The 17,751-nt window shown below is 57.2% G+C and carries 18 protein-coding genes; 11 read left to right on the plus strand and 7 right to left on the minus strand.

All coding sequences use genetic code 11. From position 1 onward, the window contains the following. The first annotated feature begins 148 nt into the window (after nt 1–148). From AB8B33_RS27630 to AB8B33_RS27640, 3 genes are all read left to right on the plus strand, one after another. A complete protein-coding gene (locus AB8B33_RS27630) occupies nt 149–895 on the plus strand; it encodes a glucose 1-dehydrogenase (RefSeq protein ID WP_113323284.1) in 747 nt (248 codons plus the stop codon). A gap of 306 nt (nt 896–1,201) precedes the next feature. Next, entirely contained in the window at nt 1,202–1,981 is a 780-nt protein-coding gene (locus AB8B33_RS27635; protein WP_439017812.1) for an alpha/beta fold hydrolase, read from the plus strand. 158 nt (nt 1,982–2,139) lie between these two features. Beyond that, entirely contained in the window at nt 2,140–2,307 is a 168-nt protein-coding gene (locus AB8B33_RS27640; RefSeq protein WP_439017813.1) for a hypothetical protein, read from the plus strand. A gap of 239 nt (nt 2,308–2,546) precedes the next feature. Here AB8B33_RS27640 and AB8B33_RS27645 read toward each other — a convergent pair whose 3' ends face one another. Next, entirely contained in the window at nt 2,547–2,738 is a 192-nt protein-coding gene (locus AB8B33_RS27645) for a hypothetical protein (protein ID WP_439017814.1), read from the minus strand. A 674-nt stretch (nt 2,739–3,412) separates the two neighbouring features. On the opposite strand from AB8B33_RS27645, the gene AB8B33_RS27650 reads away from it, so the two are divergent. The 4 genes from AB8B33_RS27650 (at nt 3,413) to AB8B33_RS27665 (ending at nt 7,969) form a co-directional block, all read left to right on the plus strand. After that, nucleotides 3,413–3,955 (plus strand): acyltransferase family protein, encoded by a 543-nt coding sequence (locus tag AB8B33_RS27650; RefSeq protein ID WP_439017815.1) that lies wholly within the window; start codon nt 3,413–3,415, stop codon nt 3,953–3,955. A gap of 222 nt (nt 3,956–4,177) precedes the next feature. Then, nucleotides 4,178–4,513 carry a hypothetical protein gene (locus AB8B33_RS27655; RefSeq protein ID WP_439017816.1) on the plus strand — a complete coding sequence of 112 codons (336 nt, stop codon included), beginning with the start codon at nt 4,178–4,180 and terminating at the stop codon, nt 4,511–4,513. A 314-nt stretch (nt 4,514–4,827) separates the two neighbouring features. After that, on the plus strand, nt 4,828–6,933 hold the full coding sequence (locus AB8B33_RS27660; RefSeq protein ID WP_439017817.1) for a VCBS domain-containing protein: 2,106 nt from the start codon (nt 4,828–4,830) through the stop codon (nt 6,931–6,933). Between the two features lie 595 nt (nt 6,934–7,528). Beyond that, nucleotides 7,529–7,969, plus strand: a complete 441-nt coding sequence (locus AB8B33_RS27665; protein WP_439017818.1) for a hypothetical protein — start codon at nt 7,529–7,531, stop codon at nt 7,967–7,969. Nucleotides 7,970–8,053: 84 nt separating this feature from the next. Here AB8B33_RS27665 and AB8B33_RS27670 read toward each other — a convergent pair whose 3' ends face one another. The 3 genes from AB8B33_RS27670 to AB8B33_RS27680 all read right to left on the minus strand — a co-directional run bounded on the left by AB8B33_RS27670 (nt 8,054) and on the right by AB8B33_RS27680 (nt 9,489). Continuing rightward, the gene (locus AB8B33_RS27670; protein ID WP_439017819.1) at nt 8,054–8,809 is read right to left on the minus strand and encodes an SDR family oxidoreductase; all 756 of its coding nucleotides are present in this window, start codon (nt 8,807–8,809) and stop codon (nt 8,054–8,056) included. Between the two features lie 132 nt (nt 8,810–8,941). Then, nucleotides 8,942–9,190 (minus strand): hypothetical protein, encoded by a 249-nt coding sequence (locus AB8B33_RS27675; protein WP_439017820.1) that lies wholly within the window; start codon nt 9,188–9,190, stop codon nt 8,942–8,944. A 140-nt stretch (nt 9,191–9,330) separates the two neighbouring features. Then, nucleotides 9,331–9,489 carry a hypothetical protein gene (locus AB8B33_RS27680; RefSeq protein ID WP_310382613.1) on the minus strand — a complete coding sequence of 53 codons (159 nt, stop codon included), beginning with the start codon at nt 9,487–9,489 and terminating at the stop codon, nt 9,331–9,333. A 238-nt stretch (nt 9,490–9,727) separates the two neighbouring features. On the opposite strand from AB8B33_RS27680, the gene AB8B33_RS27685 reads away from it, so the two are divergent. Together AB8B33_RS27685 and AB8B33_RS27690 are read left to right on the plus strand one after the other, a co-directional pair. Next, nucleotides 9,728–10,366 carry a response regulator transcription factor gene (locus AB8B33_RS27685; RefSeq protein ID WP_439017821.1) on the plus strand — a complete coding sequence of 213 codons (639 nt, stop codon included), beginning with the start codon at nt 9,728–9,730 and terminating at the stop codon, nt 10,364–10,366. A 419-nt stretch (nt 10,367–10,785) separates the two neighbouring features. Then, nucleotides 10,786–11,547: an SDR family oxidoreductase gene (locus tag AB8B33_RS27690; RefSeq protein WP_439017822.1), complete on the plus strand. Its 762-nt coding sequence runs from the start codon at nt 10,786–10,788 to the stop codon at nt 11,545–11,547. A gap of 133 nt (nt 11,548–11,680) precedes the next feature. On the opposite strand, the gene AB8B33_RS27695 is transcribed toward AB8B33_RS27690, so the two are convergent. Next, complete coding sequence (locus tag AB8B33_RS27695) at nt 11,681–12,517, minus strand: alpha/beta fold hydrolase (RefSeq protein WP_439018863.1); 837 nt, start codon at nt 12,515–12,517, stop codon at nt 11,681–11,683. A gap of 504 nt (nt 12,518–13,021) precedes the next feature. On the opposite strand from AB8B33_RS27695, the gene AB8B33_RS27700 reads away from it, so the two are divergent. Continuing rightward, nucleotides 13,022–13,744: a winged helix-turn-helix domain-containing protein gene (locus AB8B33_RS27700; RefSeq protein ID WP_439017823.1), complete on the plus strand. Its 723-nt coding sequence runs from the start codon at nt 13,022–13,024 to the stop codon at nt 13,742–13,744. Here AB8B33_RS27700 and AB8B33_RS27705 read toward each other — a convergent pair. Both AB8B33_RS27705 and AB8B33_RS27710 read right to left on the minus strand, forming a co-directional pair. Beyond that, nucleotides 13,693–14,934, minus strand: coding sequence for an adenylate/guanylate cyclase domain-containing protein (locus AB8B33_RS27705; RefSeq protein WP_439017824.1), 1,242 nt, complete (start codon nt 14,932–14,934; stop codon nt 13,693–13,695). The genes AB8B33_RS27700 and AB8B33_RS27705 overlap by 52 nt on opposite strands. 143 nt (nt 14,935–15,077) lie before the next feature. After that, nucleotides 15,078–15,479, minus strand: a complete 402-nt coding sequence (locus AB8B33_RS27710) for a response regulator transcription factor (protein ID WP_439017825.1) — start codon at nt 15,477–15,479, stop codon at nt 15,078–15,080. Between the two features lie 755 nt (nt 15,480–16,234). On the opposite strand from AB8B33_RS27710, the gene AB8B33_RS27715 reads away from it, so the two are divergent. Then, complete coding sequence (locus tag AB8B33_RS27715) at nt 16,235–17,719, plus strand: cyclic nucleotide-binding domain-containing protein (protein ID WP_439017827.1); 1,485 nt, start codon at nt 16,235–16,237, stop codon at nt 17,717–17,719. The last annotated feature ends 32 nt before the right edge of the window (nt 17,720–17,751 follow it).

Genomic DNA, 17,751 nt, shown 5'->3' on the forward strand with positions numbered 1-17,751 from the left:
TGCGTTCATCCGCTAAGCGGGTTTCGTGATAGACGATCGGCCGCGCCCGCTCATTTGTCCGTTGCAGGCAAAGTTCCTTGTCCTCGGACCCGGCTAATAGCGGCCAGCGCAACTGTTTATCTCCTGCGCATCAACAAGGAGAATTCAGATGCCAAGCCTAAAGGATAAGGTCGCCATCATCACTGGTGGCAATAGCGGTATAGGAAAAGCGACGGCGCGGCTTTTCGCCGAGGAGGGGGCGAAGGTCGTCATCACCGGACGCCGCCAGGATGTCGTCGAAGAAGCGGTTCGGGAGATCGGTAATGGAGCAATCGGAATTTGCGGCGACGTCGCCAGCATCGATTACCATCGCCGGCTCGCGGCTGAGGTAACGGAGCGTTTTGGCGCCATTGATGTTTATATGGCCAATGCCGGCATCATCAATCTCGCGGCGTCAGAAACGGTCAGTGAGGCCGAATACGACCAGCATTTTGCGGTGAATACGCGCGGTGTCTTCTTCGGTGTTCAGACCATCGCTCCGCATATGCGCGATGGCGGAAACATCATCGTCACGAGTTCTCTGGCCGGGACGAAGGTTTTGCCGAACCACACTGTTTATGCCGGTACCAAGGCTGCGCTCGCCGCATTTGCGCGCAATTGGGCGATCGAATTCAAATCGCGCCGGATCCGCGTCAACATTCTCAGCCCCGGTCCTGTCGAGACCGAGATCCTGGGAAAACTCGGCGTCAACGAAAGCAACCGTCCGCAGTTCGAGCAGCAGATGGCGGATCTGATACCGGCAGGACGTCTCGGGCGCCCCGAAGAACTGGCTCAGGCCGCGCTCTTCCTTGCGTCGGCCGGCACTTTCGTAAACGGAATCGAACTCCACGTCGATGGGGGTATGTGCGTGGCCTGACGCCAATGTCGGATTTTTGCGCGACCGGCTCGTATGCGGGCCGTAGCAATCTCTTGTCCCGGAGATGGCACCCTAGGCGGAGCCCTGTGTCGGTACTGATGGGAAAGTCTTAGAACGGAGGTTTGGGTTGTTGCAGAACGCTCGCCGATACAACGATATGGCTGCTCACGTTGGCGATCGCGGCGCCTGGCCTGACGCCCGAAACGTCCTTCATCCAGTTGGTCGTCACCAGTTGAACAAAAAGTGACTCGACATATGGATTGTGTCATATTAAATTGCGCACAATTCAATAAAGGAGACCAACCGATGCATAGAATCTTGAAATCCGTATTCGCACTCGGCGCACTGGCAATTCTCGCCGCCCCTGCAGCCGCTGAACCAGCAAAGCCGACGGTGGTGCTCGTGCACGGCGCCTTTGCCGATGCATCGAGCTGGAACGATGTCATCGCTCGTCTGGAAAAGGATGGTTATCCGGTTGTCGCCGTTGCCAATCCGCTGCGCAGCGTAAAGTCGGATGGTGATTATGTCGGCCGCATCGTCGCCGGCATAAAGACCCCGGTCGTTCTCGTTGGCCATTCCTATGGGGGTTCAGTCATTAGCGAGGCTGCTGCGGGGACGAAGAATGTCGAAGCGCTGGTCTATGTCGCTGCCTTTGCTCCTGACAAAGGCGAGTCCGCCGCAGACCTCTCGGGCAAGTTCCCCGGCAGCACTCTGGCGCCGACGTTTGCCGAGCCGGTGGCATTGGAAAATGGCGGAAAGGATCTGTATATCCAGCAGGGTAAGTTTCATGAGCAGTTTGCTGCTGATGTGCCGGCAAAGACCGCAAAGCTGATGGCAGCAACCCAGCGCCCGATTACCGAAGCAGCCTTGACAGAGGGAGCGCCCGGCGCGGCGTGGCAGACCATTCCTTCCTGGTTCATCTACGGTGATGCAGACAAGAACATTCCCGCCAAAGCTCTCGGCTGGATGGCAGAGCGGGCTCACTCCAAGGAGACCGTCGTGGTCAAGGGTGCCTCCCACGTCGTAATGGTTTCTCATCCGGACAAGGTTGCGAAGATCATCGAAGACGCTGCTTCTGCCAAGTAACGCTAAAACTTCATCTTGTTCTTGAATGGGCTCCGTCCTCGTTGGCGGAGCCCAAATGCTGTTGTCGGTGCGGCCGAAGTGGTAGACAATCTGAAATTGTGTAGTTTATGCCGATGCGGTGTTTCGTATTTGCCTTGGCAATTGGAAACAACGTACCGATGTCTTATGAGCACCTGGAGCGGGATATTCCAACAGTCTGCATCGTTGACGATGAGGCCTCTATCCGCGCCTCTCTGATCGATCTCTTTGAAACGGCCGGCATGCGGGCAGTCGCCTACGAAAACGCCGATGATTTCCTCGATTGTGTCGATCTTTCTCAAGCTTGATTGCATTCTGCTCGACAAAATCGTGGCGGGATGGTCAACGTGACGCCCTTGATGCATCGTCGGCAATCGCACGCGGCTCAAGAAACAGTAAAGTCTGTCACGGCTCATTAGACATGCAGCTCAATCGCTCAGGCCGGCCAAGATCGTCCGCCTAAACCTGCCGCCGTCTTTGGATGTGACGCCCCGATCAGGCCGGCAAATCCTGGTGGCCGGACGACCGTCAGCTCGACAACCCGACTTCAATAATCGATTGAATGCTGCAGTTGAGCAATAGTTTCCGCCAGCAGAACTTTTACTACGTCTTTAAGGCCCTCATTTGTGATCTGAGGCTCTTCAAGCTTAGTCTGCGCCGCCACAAGCATGGCAATTCGGTCTTCCACGTACTGAGCTGCAGACTTGGAAGAATTATTGCCCCTATGCATCATATTCATCATTCGCCCCCTGCGAAAAAAATAATATATCTGACGGTTTATCCTCAATCAAAAGATATTCCATGTCAATTTCTGCGATGCAGAGCGGTTAAATATTAAGGTTATCATGGATATCTGTTTTTATACATCCGACGCCAGAGCCGCGGGATGATTATTTTCAGAATAGAACCGGAATATTTTTGAAGACCGTGCGGCTTCGCGCGATCCTGCAGCTCGCCCTTCTAAAGTAATAACCAGTAGTAGAAATTTTCTCGCGGGAGTCGAGGCTTAGATGTGACTTTTTTTGGGCTATGTCAGAATATCGTTAATATCAATCAGGCTGTCGAACTATAAAACACTTGCCTGGCGGTTATGCATCGAATGGTCACGAGGTCCCCACAGTAATCCGAACCATTCTTTGTCGGTGGTGATACGGAAGCCGCGATCCTCCACCGGCAACGCCGGCGAGGTGAGCCAAGCTCTGCAATGACTGACCACTATCGCCCAGGCCGGCTTCCTGTTTTCTGAAGAAGTCACCTTCCATTGGAGAAACGGTCAATATTGTCTCCGCACGAGGACAGGAGTATATCCTCTGCCAGCAATATCAACCCAGACAAGCGTAGGTATAGGATCGCGCGTTGCAAATATGCGACCTATGGTGTACTCAGCTCGCGGGACGAGGCTTGGGGGGAATATTGCGATACAAGCAACTGGACGCGCTGCGAGGGATTGCGGCCTTAACGGTGGTTTTCCATCATCTCTTTATGGCCTTTCCTGGATCTGAGGCTCATGTAAACGTTCTCGACCTATCGAGTTGGGCATTCTGGGAGACCTGGGTGAAATACACCCCGCTCCGAGCCTTCGCCAACGGAAGGCCTGCCGTTGTCCTCTTTTTCGTCCTCAGCGGATTTGTTCTGGCGGCGAGCTTTGAGAAGCAGACGATCTCGTATCACGGCTATCTGACCCGAAGGTTTTGCAGGATCTATTTGCCATTCGTCATCGCAATCGCCTTTGCGGCTGCCCTCTTTGTGCTGTCGCCAGGTGGACCGATAGAAGGCCTGACCGAGTGGTTTAACTCAAGTTCGTGGACCGCTGCACCAAGTCCTGATGTGGTGGCCGGACACCTTGCGATGACGGGACGAGATGCGCATATTCAACTGAACAACGTCATGTGGAGCTTGATCCACGAGCTGCGAATCTCTGTCCTCTTCCCGCTGATCGTTTTATTGGCCATATAGAACCGGCGGGTCGCAATCGTCGCGCTTGCATCTCTTTGGCTTGTCGGTGAGGCCGCGGGTTGTTTCACCCAAGAGGGAAGCATCCTGGCGTCGATCCTCGACACTGCGGGATACATTCTCTTCTTTGCCATAGGCGCAACCTGCTGCTACCATCGGCAGACGCTCGCAGCGACCGCCGGAAAACTGCCGCTCTGGGCCACTGCCATTGCGGCGCTTGTTTTGATGGCGATCCCGGCAGGTGCTCTAGCGTCCGAGCTCTTTTATGGACTGGCCTCCGTTGCATTGATCGGTGCAGCAATCGGGCATGAAAAGGCCCAATCGTTTTTTACCTCCTCTCCTCTTTTGTGGTTAGGCACCATTTCGTACAGCCTCTATCTCTTTCATCTCTCCATAATCCTGTTCGCTCTTCGCCATTGGTACGGGGCGGTCGACAGCCGATTGCTCGTAGCCGGGATCATTGCTGCAAGCCTGTTGGCCGCTCAACTCGCTTACTGGCTGGTTGAGAAGCCATCGGACCAACTTGGACGAGTCCTTTCCCGCAGGCAGAAACCGGCCTGAAACACGGCTAGCGTCATAGGACAACGCCCTTTTCTCTCTCTTCGGCCGAAATCCGGGGCCACCGCAAAAGGAGTCGGCAGCCACCATGCGAGGCATGGTTGTGTCACATCGCTCTTAACATTCTTCAGATCGCCATAATTCCGAGATCATATCGCGTCAATTGCGAGATGGCACGATAAGCTGTGCCAGAATCGGCATATTCGAAGTATCGAAAATATTGCGATATCTTCTGGATAATAACTCGGGTGGCCTGCCGGCCGTTTCTGTTTAGGATGCGCAGCAGAATCGGCGGAAACGCTTTTGGAGGCGCACGGATGCCAACGGTCACCGGAACGGATGGAAACGATACGTTGATCGGCGGCAAGGCCGCCGAGGTGATCATCGGCCTTGCCGGCGACGATGTTATCTACGGCAATGATGGCAACGACATCATCGATGGCGGCGCCGGCTCCGACCAGCTCTATGGCGGCGCGGGTGACGACACGATCAAGTCATGGCGCCATGAAGGGCCGGATTATATAGACGGCGGCGCCGGCATCGATACGCTGGCGCTGAAGCGCAGCTACGAATATGTCGTCGAGCACATCGATATTTCCACGGCCGAGAAGATAGCCACGCCCCAGGATCTCGGCGAAGGAACTGTAATCGTCAACATGGAGCGCCTGAACATCACCGGCGGATACATGGGCGACCATTTCGTCGGTGGCGCGCTGGGCGACGAGATCCACGGCTGGAACGGCGACGATACGCTTGAAGGCAATGGCGGCGACGACTACATCGACGGCGGCGCCGGCAATGACGTGCTGATCGGCGGATCGGGCCACAACACGCTGATTGGTTACAGCGGCGACGACAAGTTCGTCTCCGGTCCGGACGCGGTCGACATCATCGACGGCGGAACGGGCAACGATTATCTCGTGCTGGATCGCCGCGCCGTGTCCGCGGATCTCACGCTCGATCTGTCGCTTCCGACGGCCGCCGTCCAGGCGCTGGGCGACGGCACGACAATCAGCGGCATCGAGCAGATCGAATTTTATGGCGGTAGCGGCGCCGATACCGTCGCGGGCGGCAGCAACAACGATACCTTCAGGGGCGCCGGCGGCAATGACAGGTTCGATGGCGGGGCAGGCCTCGATATGGCCGATTACGTCGGCCCCTTCGCCGATTATGCGATCGACCGGGTGCTCGGCACGGTCGCAAGCACGGCCGAAGGCACCGATACGCTCGTTCGTGTCGAGAAGCTGCATTTCCTTGACGGCATCTACGATTGGGAAACCGGCGTTTTCAAGCCGTTCAACAGCACTCCCGTATTGACGGCAGGTGAGCCCAGTAACGGACTAATCGAAGCCGGCCACAACGGCCCCGGGCTCAGTACCGCCAGCCTGCAGCTGACGGCATCCGATCCCGATGCAGGCGATACCATCTCCTACGTCACCGACGGCTGGACCAGTCTCGGCAGCGGACAATGGAGCCTTTCTGGCGTTTACGGCACGGCAACCCTGAACACGGCGACCGGACAGGTGGCCTACCTGCTGGACAACAACCGTGCGGCAACCCAGGCGCTGGCGGAAGGCGCTGCGGCACAGGACAAGTTCGACCTGACGATCAGGGACAGCCATGGGGCGAACGCCACGCAGAGCATAGAATTCTCGATCGTCGGAGCGGACGACAATATCGTCGGCGCGACGATCCACGGGACCGACGGCAACGATATCATCACGCCAGGCACAACCGTCGCCGGCCAGCCGCTCGTCACTGCCAACGACGACACGATCTACGGCGCAGGCGGTAGCGACTATATCGATGGCGACGCCGGCGCCGACAAGATGATCGGCGCAAGCGGCAACGATACCTACTTCATCGACAATGCCGGCGACCGCGCCGTTGAAACGGCCGATGGTGGCACCGACACGATCCAGGCCACCATCAGCGTCGATCTCCACGACCATGCCTTTGTCGAAAACCTGCGTCTAAAGGAAGGCGCCGGCGCTATCGGCGGCACCGGCAACGATCTCGCCAACCTCATCACCGGCGACGCCTCGGCCAATGTGATTGCCGGCGGCGCCGGTATCGACAGCCTATATGGCAAGGGCGGCGCTGACACTTTCTATTTCAACGAAATGGGCGCGGCAAACAAGGATTCCATCTGGGATTTCGACGCCGACGACAAGATCAAGCTCGGCTCCGCCTTCGCTGGCCTCGACAGCAATCATGACGGCATTCTGGACACGGACGCCTTCATGATCGCCTCCAAATACGGCGCCACGGCCACCGCCGATCACGCGCAGCTGATCTACAATGCGGCGATCGGCAACCTTTCCTACGACGCGGATGGCGCCGGTGGCCAGGCAGCGCAGGACATCGTCTTCATCGGCGCCAACAAGGCCTTCTTCGACCACTGGGATATCGTTCTGGTGTGAGAACCGGGAGGGCGGAGTTGCTCGGCCTTCGACCTCTCATCCGCTGCCGCCGCCCGATCGGATATTTCTGGGGCGGGAGTTGTCCTCATCCGTCGCTGCCCGGGCGCAAGTGTGACGGCTAGAAGCGAAGTAGGAAGTGGAGACGGATGCCGATCCGACACCATAAGTCCTTCTCGCCGGGGGCCATAGCATCCGCAGCGGGCAAGCGGAAGTGGGGCAGCCGGAAAGTGCACTCGAACGTGCAGATTGCGACTGACTGAAGAAAGCCGCTGCTCAGGTGCAAAATTCACCTACATAGCCCTATGAGATCGCTGATTACCTTTTGATGAGCTTTGTTGCGCCGCTCCCCATTGCGCTTGCGCTGATTTTCGTGGTCGTTGTCCAGGAATGAGCAGTCGACCCGCGGTCGACTGGAACGACAGGCGACAGGATCGGGCGTCCAGGCCATGAAGGCCGGTGCCAGCGACTTTCTGCCAGCCGCTCTGGCATTCCAGCGGCTCTTCAACACGCTACCGCGGCTCCCAAACCTTGGTTTGGGAAGTAAGCCCTAGCCTTGGATGTTAATTTTGAGGCCCGCTTATCCAAGGAGGTTGCGATGCAGGTCACGAAATTTATTGTCTACATCATGGTCGGTTTCAACATATTGCTTGCCGGCTGGCTGGCCCTTTACATGCTCTACGATCCCGAAAGCTGGTATTATTTTGTCCCGGGCGTCACGGATACCGGGATGTACAACCAGCATTTCATTCGCGATATCGGCATCATCCAGGGCTTCATCGCGCTTGCATTCGCCTTTGGCGCCTGGAAGCCGAGCCGGCGGGTCGAGCTGTGGGCCGGCGCGACGCTCTGGCTGATCGCGCATGCCACCTTCCATCTGTGGGAAGTCGCTGTCGGCATTTGCTCCTCGTCGGTGATCCTGAGGGACTTCCCGGCGGTGAGCCTGCCCGCGATCTTCGGGATACTCGCGACGCTCTGGGCAATTCAACAGGCCATTGCCTCCTCGAACCGGCAGGCAGTTGCAGGAATTCGCGTGTAACGCGGATGCGTAAGCCAAAGAGGAAAGGAGGCGCTTCTGCGCCTCCTTTTGTTTCCAGCCGCAACATGTGCAGAAACATTGCCGCTAGGCGGCCATCATCGATCGGGAAAGCCAGTCGTGGAATGTCATGGTCCCGACAAGAGCACCAGCTCCGGGAAGGAGCGTGGTTTTCGCAAGCTCCACGCCGAAGAATGGCGCTTCGGGATCGATCGCGATCGAGCGCGGATCTTCGCTTGCCGTCAAAATTTCTCGCGCCAATTGGTCCAGCTGTACGGATTCAGGGCCGGCGATTTCAACCATGTCATTGCGGGGTGCATCGATCATGATCCTAGATATCAAAGTTGACGCTTCATCCGCTGCGATCGGTCTCACCAGAGAGGGCGACAGCCGGAAACCATTGCCGTCGGCTGCCAAATCGATGATGCCGTTGAAGAATTCGAAGAATTGGGCGGACCTGATAATGGTATAGGGCAGCCCTGAGGCCCGTATGAGATTTTCCTGCACCATCTTTGCGCGGAAGTAGTCGTTTTCCACCAGCCTGTCCGTCGCGACGACGGACAGGGCAAGGTAGTGCCCGACGCCGGCATCCCTCGCTGCTGCCAGCAGGTTCTTTCCCGCCTGCTTGAAGAAGCCAAGCGCGTTTGAATCGCCGAATGAGCCGGAATTGGTGACATCGATCACCACGTCCGCATCGGCAAGCGCCGCCGTCAGCCCTTCGCCGGTATAAGCATCGACGCCGGTGCTGGTCGACACTCCACTGACGGTTTGACCCGCCCGTTCCAGTTCGCGAACGATCTTGGATCCCATCATCCCGCTCGCACCAACAACCTTAATTTTCATCTCACGCCTCCGGGGAGATTGTCTGCCATGCCGAAAGGATAGCTGTTTCCGGGGACGGATCGATAAAACGAAGTTTTGGGTTGACCCGAAGCAGGGGCAGCCTGCGTTCGCTCACAGCTCCTGTCCCAGGGATTAATGCCCGTGGGAGTTCTCAAGCTCGACGACCCGGATTTCGTTGGCGCGTGCAATCGCCGCGTCGAGCTGCTCACGTTCTTTCTTCAGGAAACGAAGCCAGTCCTCAATGGCCTCAAACCGAGTCGGAAAACCGCCGGACACCGCTTCGCCCTTGGCAAATTTCTCCAGCGTAAAATCCCAGTTCGCTTCACGAACGATCGCATATTCTGCGCCGTCGTTCTGCTCGATAGGTTTCATGTCTGCCACGGGCTCCTTCCTCGATATTCTCTCAGGTGAAAAGGCTGGACTTTCAGCGGGATAGGGTCAACGCAAACCAAGGTTTGGCAAACCAATGTTAGGGATGCCAGGCGCTGCATCGACCAGTATCTGAGCATTCGTGAGCCGTGTTAACCGGGCACGATGGAGATGATGAACGCAGGGGTTTTTCCGGTTTCTTCCTGCGGCCAACGAAATGGCAGCCGAGCGTCCAACCCATCCGGCTTACGTCGTCGAGCAGGCAGGACCGGCAGCGTTTGCTGCCGGTCCTGTTCGGTTTTGACGACCATGGAGACCTCGGAACAGATGGTCGGGCGATGGTAAACCAAGGTGTACCGTCCGCCGGCGCGTATCCTATGGTATCGATTGGCGTCTCATTGAGCAGGCAGGCACCATCCAGGCCGGCGCTTTGGTCTTTCTTGATCTAGCTGCTGGCATGGTTTGGTGACCGAGTGCCGACAAAGGGTAGAACAGAGGGATACAGGCGCGTTAGGCGGGGGATCTCTCAGATACCAAAGAGGTAATTCGATGCAAAACGCCCAGGTAAAGACGGACAAGAGCGCCGAGCCGGTCGTTTATGTCATCGACGATGATGCCGAGATACGCAGCGCCCTCGTGGATCTCTTCACGGTCACGAACAAGCGCGCATCAGCCTTTCCAAACGGCCTCGAATTTCTCAAATGGGCTGATGTAAACGCGCCCGGCTGTGTCGTCGTCGATATGCGAATGCCAGGGGGGTCGGGCCTCGACCTTCAAAGCCAGCTTCTGGCGCTCGGCAGCAAGTTGCCGCTCATTTTCCTCACAGCCCACGCGGATGTTCCATCGAGCGTCAGGGCAATGAAAGCAGGCGCGACCGATTTCATCACAAAACCGTTCATCAACCAGGTTCTCCTCGACGCTGTCGATCACGCCATCAGGATAGACGATGAACGCCGCAAGTCGAATGAAGAGTTGAAACGCGTCCAAGCGCTTGCCGATAGCCTGACACCGAGGGAGCAGGAGGTCATGCATGCCGTGGCGAGCGGTTTGATGAACAAGCAGGTCGCCTATCAGCTCGGTATCAGCGAAATGACGGTCAAGCTTCACCGTATGAGCCTCATGCGCAAGATGCAGTGCCGCTCCCTGGCGGATCTGGTGCGCAAGGTCGAGCAGCTTCAGCGGGGCTGAATGCCTTCACCGCCCCGCGCTCGAAGCAATCGGCCATTCGAGCGAAAGCTCGACCCTTTGCAGAATCCCCGAGGCCGCTTGGCCGGCATTTCCTCCTGAATTTCTGGTCAATCGCATGGGCTGCTGGCAGATCCCCAACGTATGTTTGGGTATGCGTCAGACCACAATCGCTTAGGTTTGGATCCTGGTCGCTGATCCAAGGCAGCCAACTATCCCAGTAGAATCCAGGACCGAGGCGATGACGCAACCTATTCATTCTACGGAGAAATCGCCTGAGCTTCTCAAGGTGCTCATGGGTTTTGTGGCTGCTGACGCAGCGCCCTGTCCGGACAAAGCTGGTCTGAACTAACAACCGCCCGCCTCGTTTGCGCGGCGGAGCGTTCTTTCAACTCTTTGGTACAGCAAAAAAGGAGCAGATTATGAAAATCGTTGTTATCGGCGGAACCGGTTTGATCGGTTCGAAGCTCGTCAAGCGCCTCCAGGCCAAGGGCCACGAGACTATTGCCGCCTCTCCCGCGTCCGGCGTCAATACGATTACCGGCGAGGGCCTTGCGGATGTTCTGAAGGGAGCGCAGGTCGTGGTCGACCTCTCCAACTCTCCGTCTTTCGAAGACAAGGCAGTGATGGAATTCTTCCAGACTGCGGGTCACAACATCGCGTCCGCTGAAGCGGCTGCCGGTGTGAAGCACCATGTCGCTCTGTCCGTTGTCGGCACGGAACGCCTTCCGGAGAGCGGATACATGCGCGCTAAGCTTGCCCAGGAAAAGATCATCAAGGAATCTGGGATTCCTTATTCCCTGGTTCACTCGACGCAGTTTTTCGAATTCATGTTCGGTATCGCTCAATCCGGTGTGCAGGGTGACAAGGTTCACCTTTCGCCGGCCATGATGCAGCCGATCTTCTCGGATGATGTTGCCAACGCGCTCGTCGATGTCGTTCTCGGCAACCCGCTGAACGCCACCGTCGAAATTGCCGGTCCGGAACCGATCAAGATTGCCGATGCCGTCACCCGTTATATGCGCCAGATCGGCGACAAGCGTGAGGTCGTCGCCGATGACCAGACCCGCTATTTCGGCGCCTTGCTGAAGCAGGACTCCCTTATGCCTGGCAGCCAGGTACGGATTGGCAAGACGCGTTACTCTGAGTGGGTCAAGACGGCCACGCCGCCTCCGGGTCACTGATCGGATATCAGTATAGTCGTAAAAATAGTCGAAGCCCCGAAAGGGGCTTTGATCGTTTTGGGTAGGTCATTGTGGCCGAAGGCTTATCACATGCAGTCTGAAAGGAGGCGCCTCGACGGCGCCCCCACAGCCATCATGCCTTGAAGAAGCTCAGCAGATCTGCATTGACGACGTCGGCATGCGTCGTCGCCATGCCGTGCGGCAAACCCTTGTAGATCTTCAGCGTGGCATTCTTCAGCAGTTTTGCGGAAAGCGGCGCGGAATCGGCAATCGGGACAATCTGGTCATCGTCGCCGTGCATAACGAGGGTCGGGACTTCGATCGACTTGAGGTCTTCGGTAAAATCCGTTTCCGAAAATGCCTTGATGCCGTCGTAGTGAGCCTTGGCACCGCCGGCCATGCCCTGACGCCACCAATTCTGGACGATTGCCTGCGAGACCTGGGCGCCCGGACGATTGAAGCCATAGAACGGACCGCTGGCCAGGTCGATGTAGAACTGCGACCTGTTTGCCGCGAGCGCTGCGCGCAGGCCATCAAAGACTTCGATCGGCAGGCCGCCCGAATTGGCCGGCGTCTTGACCATGATCGGTGGGACGGCGCCGATGAGGACGAGCTTGGCGACCCGACCCTTGCCGTGACGGGCGACATAATGGGTTGCCTCGCCGCCGCCGGTCGAATGGCCGACATGGATCGCGTTGTGGAGGTCAAGGTGCTGGACGACGGCCGCGGCGTCGGCGGCATAATGGTCCATGTCGTGACCGTCGCTGACCTGGCTGGAGCGGCCGTGTCCACGGCGGTCATGCGCAATGACGCGATAACCCTTGCCGAGGAAGAAAAGCATCTGGTTATCCCAGTCGTCGGCGCTGAGGGGCCAGCCATGGTGGAAGACGATCGGCTGAGCGTCCTTCGGACCCCAGTCCTTGTAGAAGATCTGGACGCCGTCTTTCGTGGTGACGTATTCATTGCTCATGGCATGTTCTTCCTTCGATTTCTTCGGCTCGTCGGCCATTGCAGGTGGGGAAAATTTCAATGTTGCGGCAGCGACCGCAAGTGTAATCGCTCCCGTCATCGTATCTCGGCGCGTTGGCCGGAAATGTTGCGGGTCCATATAAGTCTCCTTATTCCAAGATGCTTGATAGGCGTCGCGAAATGTTTGTTTTGGGAGGAATATTTCCGCCGAGTGAGGCTCGATGACGCTATCCTTTATATGGCCTGTGAGAAGCTATACTTCCGTTTCATTTATGGTGGTCCGTACGCCCGAATATCAGGCTTGAGCGTCAAGGGATTTGAAGGCGGCGTTTCAGGACATCGTAAACCTGCAGATTTTCCGGTGAAACCTAAACGGACGTTTGATCGTCCGGCAGGCGCTCTTCGACTATGAACGGAGAGGGGCGCCATCAACGACAAACTCATCGCAAGCCATTGTTATATCTGGCTGAGCTTTGCCCCGTGGCGGTGCCAGACGGAGAAGCCCATGCAGCATATCCTCGTTGTCGATGACGATCACTCTGCGCGCAGCCTCATCAGTGATTTTCTCATGCAGCAGGCGTTTCGCGTTACTGCCGTCAGCAGCGGCGATGAACTGCGGAACATGCTCTCGACGAATATGGTCGATGCATTTGTCATCGATCTGAATCTCAAGGGAGAGGACGCCCTGAAGATCGTGCAGCAGCTGGCGACACTCTCGACGGCGCCCATCATCATCACCAGTGCCGACCGCGTCGAGGAAACCGACAAGGTGCTGGGATTCGAACTTGGCGCAAGCGATTACATCGTCAAGCCTTTCGGTCTGCGAGAATTCCTGGCACGGCTGAAGGCGGCCATGCGCGTGAGGCCCGCGCCCGAGGCCGGCCGGGAGCGTCGGACCTATATGTTCGGCGACTGGACGCTCGCCATGCGCCAGCGGGCGCTTACACGGCCGGAATTCGGCGAGACGAAGCTGACCGCCGCCGAATTCAATCTCTTGGTCGCATTCCTGAACGCGCCGAAACAGGTCCTGTCCCGCGAAAAGTTGCTTGCGGCGAGCCGTGTCCATTCGGAGGAGGTCTTCGATCGAAGCATCGATGCGCTGGTTCTGCGCCTGCGACGCAAGCTGGAAACGGAACCGTCAAACCCGAGACTCATCAGGACGGCACGCGGAACCGGCTATATTATGGATTGCAGCGTGACGGTGGATGAGCGTCCGAGGCTCAAGTGATAAACGAAACTTAGCCATCTGATGTCAGAGCCCGATCGGTGGAAGGCGAAGCGCATGAACTTCGACCGGCTGTTCGAAGCCTCGGAGGTTATAGGCACCCAGGCATTCCGTCTGATCCGCACGAAGTCTGCTGATATCAGGACAGGGCGCTGCAGTTCCTTCGTCAGAGCTTCAAGACGGGAGGCAATGTTCACGGCCGGGCCGATCACGGTAAAATCCAGTCTCTTCTTGGAGCCGATATTGCCATACATCACCTCTCCGAGATGAATGCCCGTGCCGTAGCGGACCTCATGTCCGAGAGCTGTTCCCTGGAGCCCTTTGATCGCCTCTTGCGCCTCGGAAACGGCCTGCAGGAGATCGGTACAGGCGTCGGCCTGCTCAAGGGGAAAGACGGCCAGCAACCCATCCCCCATGAACTTGAGGATTTCGCCGCCATGCCTTTCGATCGGATCGGCGATGGCATCGAAATACTGGTTCAGGATGGAAATAACCTCATCGCGTGGCCGACGATCGGAGAGCTTCGTGAAGCTTCTGAGATCGCAGATCATGATCGCTGCATTTATCGACATGCCGCTTCCGCGTGTCGTTGCGCCGTCCAGAATCTGTTCCCCGGCATGCGGGCCGACATAGGTTTGCAGCAGCGTCAGCGCCAGCTGGTTCTTGAGGCGAATTTCGCTGACCAGTGAAAACAGCGGAAGGATTTCTCGAAAGAACGCTATTTCCTCGCCCGTGAATCCGCCGGGCTCGCTCGTCGAAAACGTCGCGAGGTGTCTCTTGCCCTGGGTATGGTCAAGAGGCCAGGCGAGGTAATCGGTATGGCCTTCCTCCCTCAATTCTTCGAAGACGGGAAATTGATGCGGTCCGTGGATCTGAAGCCGCTGCCGGATTTCCACGCCGCTTTTGATGACGACACGAAACGGACTTCTGAGAAAGGCGTCGGTCGCCTCGACATCGTAGCCGATCGTCGTGATATCCGCTTGCCTGTCATCCTTGACCCAGACCACGCGCGTTCCGAGCCACTGGGGATGATGAACACGAAGATGGAGACTGGCGCGGCTGAGGGCGACGCCACAAGCAACAAGACGGTCACAGAGTTGCAGAAATATGGGCTCGATCTGCAGCTCGTCTCGCACGCCTGATATCAGCCAGTTCACGAGGGTATGGCGGTTGGCGCTGTCAAGCTTATGCATTTTGCTCCTCGTTCATCACCAGCGCCCCTTGCCTGGGCTGAAGCTCGAAGCCCTGATGTTGCTGCCGCGCAGATGGTGAGCATAGTGACGAATGGTTTCGCAGTCCTGAGCGAAATTGATTTGGATATATGCCGTGGCCGGGATCAACGCTTTGCAGCAGAGGCTACGAATTCCATCAGGTCTTTGGAGCTCAGCGGTTTTTCCAGAAACGCAGCTGCGCCCGATGATCTTGCGGCTGCTTCCGTGCGGTTGTCGGCAAAAGAGGTCATTATGCAAACCGGCGGACCGCCATCCCGGACCACGGCTGAGAGCAGTTCAAGGCCGCTGGTTCCGGGCATTCTCACGTCCGCCAATATGCAGTTCACATGATGCATGTCGCCGGAATTGAGGAAGGCGTCCGCGGACGCATAGGTCCGGCTTTCAATGCCGGTCGCTTCAAACAGATCCTTCAGCGATTCCAACAGAAACTGATCGTCGTCAATGATTGCGATCGTCGTTTTTTGCCCGGATTGCATAAGACCTCTGACAACATTGAGCCGGTTCATCCGGCATTTTGAGGATATTGGTACACCCTATAAATTGCTGGCATCAGTGGAACAGATGGTCTTTCAAGATGGTATGGATCTGCTCGCCGACCCCCGACATCGTTGATGCCAATGGAAGCCTTAGCGACTATCTGTTTCCCCATGAGGCAGCCCTCAGCCTGCATCCTATGGTAATAGATATTAGTCGCCTTTCAACTAAACAGAAGTTTGTCTCCGGCCAGAGATTCGCTCCAGCTGGCTCAATCAAAGGTTCTTGGAAGCGCAATTTGAAAATCCGCGACGATATCAGCCAGGTTTTCAACCGTAGTGGTATCGACAAATATTGCTTGGCCGATCGGTGGCGATGGCCCGATGGATTCGCACTTAAGGCTGTCGAACAATGGATGCCAGGTTTGGTGTCAAGCCCACTCTTGTTTTAGTAGTCAGGCAGGCTGGCGAGTGGCTAAACTAGGGGTCGTGCACTTATTGCCAAAGGCCCGATCATGCTTCGCCTTTATGACGGTCGATTTCCTGGAAGCGCGTGGAAAATCCGTATTCTACTCAATCGGCTGGAATTACCGCTCGAACTCAGAAGCCTCGATCTCGACGCGGGCGAAACCAGGACGCCGCCGGCAGGCTTTCCGAGAACTCGGCGTCGGGCATAGCCCGACCGGACCGAGCTTAAAAGCTATCTCTTTCCGCCTGGCCGGTCGTTAAATTCCAAGCGACGACGGGTGGGGGTGTTTCCTTGCAATTTTTGTCGATGAGAAGAGCGGATGCCGCAGGAAATCGTTTCGTTCGTCGTCTTGCTGAATGCCCTGGGCATAGCGGGCATCGTCGTATGGCATCTGCAGGGCCGTTCCCGGCCAAATGCGCGCCTGATCGTGCAGATCGCCTTCTTTGCCGCGATGACGATCGTTCTCCTGCTGGCAGGGATTGTTCCGTTTCGGTTTGACCCGCCGCATCTGGAAAGCATGAGCGCACTTTTTGTCTCTGCCAAGATCCTCTGGTGGGTTCATCTCTCCTGGGCCGTCATCGGCTTCCTGCGCATCTACATCGTGCTGGATGGCAGGCCGCGAGAAGCAAGGCTCATTCAGGACCTCTTGGTCGCGGTGGTTTATCTCGGTGTCGCCCTGTCGGTCATGGCTTTCGTCTTCGGGGTTCCGATCGGAACGTTGCTCGCGACGTCAGGCGTCATCGCCGTCATCCTCGGTCTTGCCTTGCAGAATACGCTGGGAGACGTGTTCTCGGGGATCGCTCTGACGCTCGGACGTCCCTATGTCATCGGCGATTGGATTTTGCTCAGCGATGGCACGGAAGGACGGATCGTTGCCAGCAACTGGCGCTCGACGCATCTGCTGACGGCCGCCCACAATATCGTCGTCTTGCCGAACAGCGTGCTTGCCAAACTTGGGCTGACCAATATCAGCCAACCGGATGAAAACCACCTGATTACGCTGTCGATCCGAATTGTTCCGACACGCATGCCGCACATCATCCTCGGCGTCATGCAGACGGTGCTGGATAGCTGCAATTCCATCATCAAGGACCCGCCCCCGGCGGTTTCGCTTGTCGGCATCGATGCCAGCGCGGTTTATATCGAACTCTATTTTCAAGTCACCAGTCCGCTGCGGCGAGGCCTCGCCCGCAGTGAAGTCATCGATCTTGTGTACCGCCACTGCAAGTCCAGCGGACTTCAGCTTGCGATGCCGCTCAGCAAGGTCATCACCGCAGACGAGCCCGTCGCACAGAATGCACTGGTCTCCAGCGCAGGCCCGGCGCAAAGTCTCATCGAAGCGATCCCCGTTTTCTCTGTACTGACAGCCGACGAGATAACGACGCTTGCGGCATCTGCGGTCAAGCGCACGTTTGCTCCCGGTGACGAGATCGCGAAAGAAGGAGACTCTCTTGCCAGCCTGATGATCATCCGGGCAGGCATCGTTTCGATGCTAAGAGACGGCAGTGAGACGGCGCGCCTGGCGCCTGGCGATTTTTTTGGCGAAGGGGGCTTTCTTGCCGGGATTGGAGAGAGCCATGCGCTTCAGGCGGTAACACGGGTGACCGTCTATGAAATCGGCAAGGAGGCTTTTGCACCGCTCCTGCACGAGCGCCCCGAACTCGCAGAAGACCTTGCGGCAAATCTCGCCTATCGGGAGGCATTGAGCGAGAATATCGGCAATCACGCCATGCAGCATGACCGCCGTCGGTCCTATCTGCTGCAAGCCATCCGATCCGTATTCCGCAACCATGCACATGGGTGACCATTGCGGCGCCGCAGCCGATATCCGGGCGG

This window comes from Rhizobium sp. 768_B6_N1_8 (assembly GCF_051811225.1).
Taxonomy (GTDB): domain Bacteria; phylum Pseudomonadota; class Alphaproteobacteria; order Rhizobiales; family Rhizobiaceae; genus Rhizobium.

Excerpts from the sequence above, each read along its gene's own strand:
- AB8B33_RS27630 (WP_113323284.1), top strand. The coding sequence starts at position 149 with ATGCCAAGCCTAAAGGATAAGGTCGCCATCATCACTGGTGGCAATAGC.
- AB8B33_RS27635 (WP_439017812.1), top strand. The coding sequence starts at position 1,202 with ATGCATAGAATCTTGAAATCCGTATTCGCACTCGGCGCACTGGCAATT.
- AB8B33_RS27640 (WP_439017813.1), top strand. The coding sequence starts at position 2,140 with ATGTCTTATGAGCACCTGGAGCGGGATATTCCAACAGTCTGCATCGTT.
- AB8B33_RS27645 (WP_439017814.1), bottom strand. The coding sequence starts at position 2,738 with ATGAATATGATGCATAGGGGCAATAATTCTTCCAAGTCTGCAGCTCAG.
- AB8B33_RS27655 (WP_439017816.1), top strand. The coding sequence starts at position 4,178 with ATGGCGATCCCGGCAGGTGCTCTAGCGTCCGAGCTCTTTTATGGACTG.
- AB8B33_RS27660 (WP_439017817.1), top strand. The coding sequence starts at position 4,828 with ATGCCAACGGTCACCGGAACGGATGGAAACGATACGTTGATCGGCGGC.
- AB8B33_RS27665 (WP_439017818.1), top strand. The coding sequence starts at position 7,529 with ATGCAGGTCACGAAATTTATTGTCTACATCATGGTCGGTTTCAACATA.
- AB8B33_RS27670 (WP_439017819.1), bottom strand. The coding sequence starts at position 8,809 with ATGAAAATTAAGGTTGTTGGTGCGAGCGGGATGATGGGATCCAAGATC.
- AB8B33_RS27680 (WP_310382613.1), bottom strand. The coding sequence starts at position 9,489 with ATGGTCGTCAAAACCGAACAGGACCGGCAGCAAACGCTGCCGGTCCTG.
- AB8B33_RS27685 (WP_439017821.1), top strand. The coding sequence starts at position 9,728 with ATGCAAAACGCCCAGGTAAAGACGGACAAGAGCGCCGAGCCGGTCGTT.
- AB8B33_RS27690 (WP_439017822.1), top strand. The coding sequence starts at position 10,786 with ATGAAAATCGTTGTTATCGGCGGAACCGGTTTGATCGGTTCGAAGCTC.
- AB8B33_RS27695 (WP_439018863.1), bottom strand. The coding sequence starts at position 12,517 with ATGAGCAATGAATACGTCACCACGAAAGACGGCGTCCAGATCTTCTAC.
- AB8B33_RS27700 (WP_439017823.1), top strand. The coding sequence starts at position 13,022 with ATGCAGCATATCCTCGTTGTCGATGACGATCACTCTGCGCGCAGCCTC.
- AB8B33_RS27705 (WP_439017824.1), bottom strand. The coding sequence starts at position 14,934 with ATGCATAAGCTTGACAGCGCCAACCGCCATACCCTCGTGAACTGGCTG.
- AB8B33_RS27710 (WP_439017825.1), bottom strand. The coding sequence starts at position 15,479 with ATGAACCGGCTCAATGTTGTCAGAGGTCTTATGCAATCCGGGCAAAAA.
- AB8B33_RS27715 (WP_439017827.1), top strand. The coding sequence starts at position 16,235 with ATGCCGCAGGAAATCGTTTCGTTCGTCGTCTTGCTGAATGCCCTGGGC.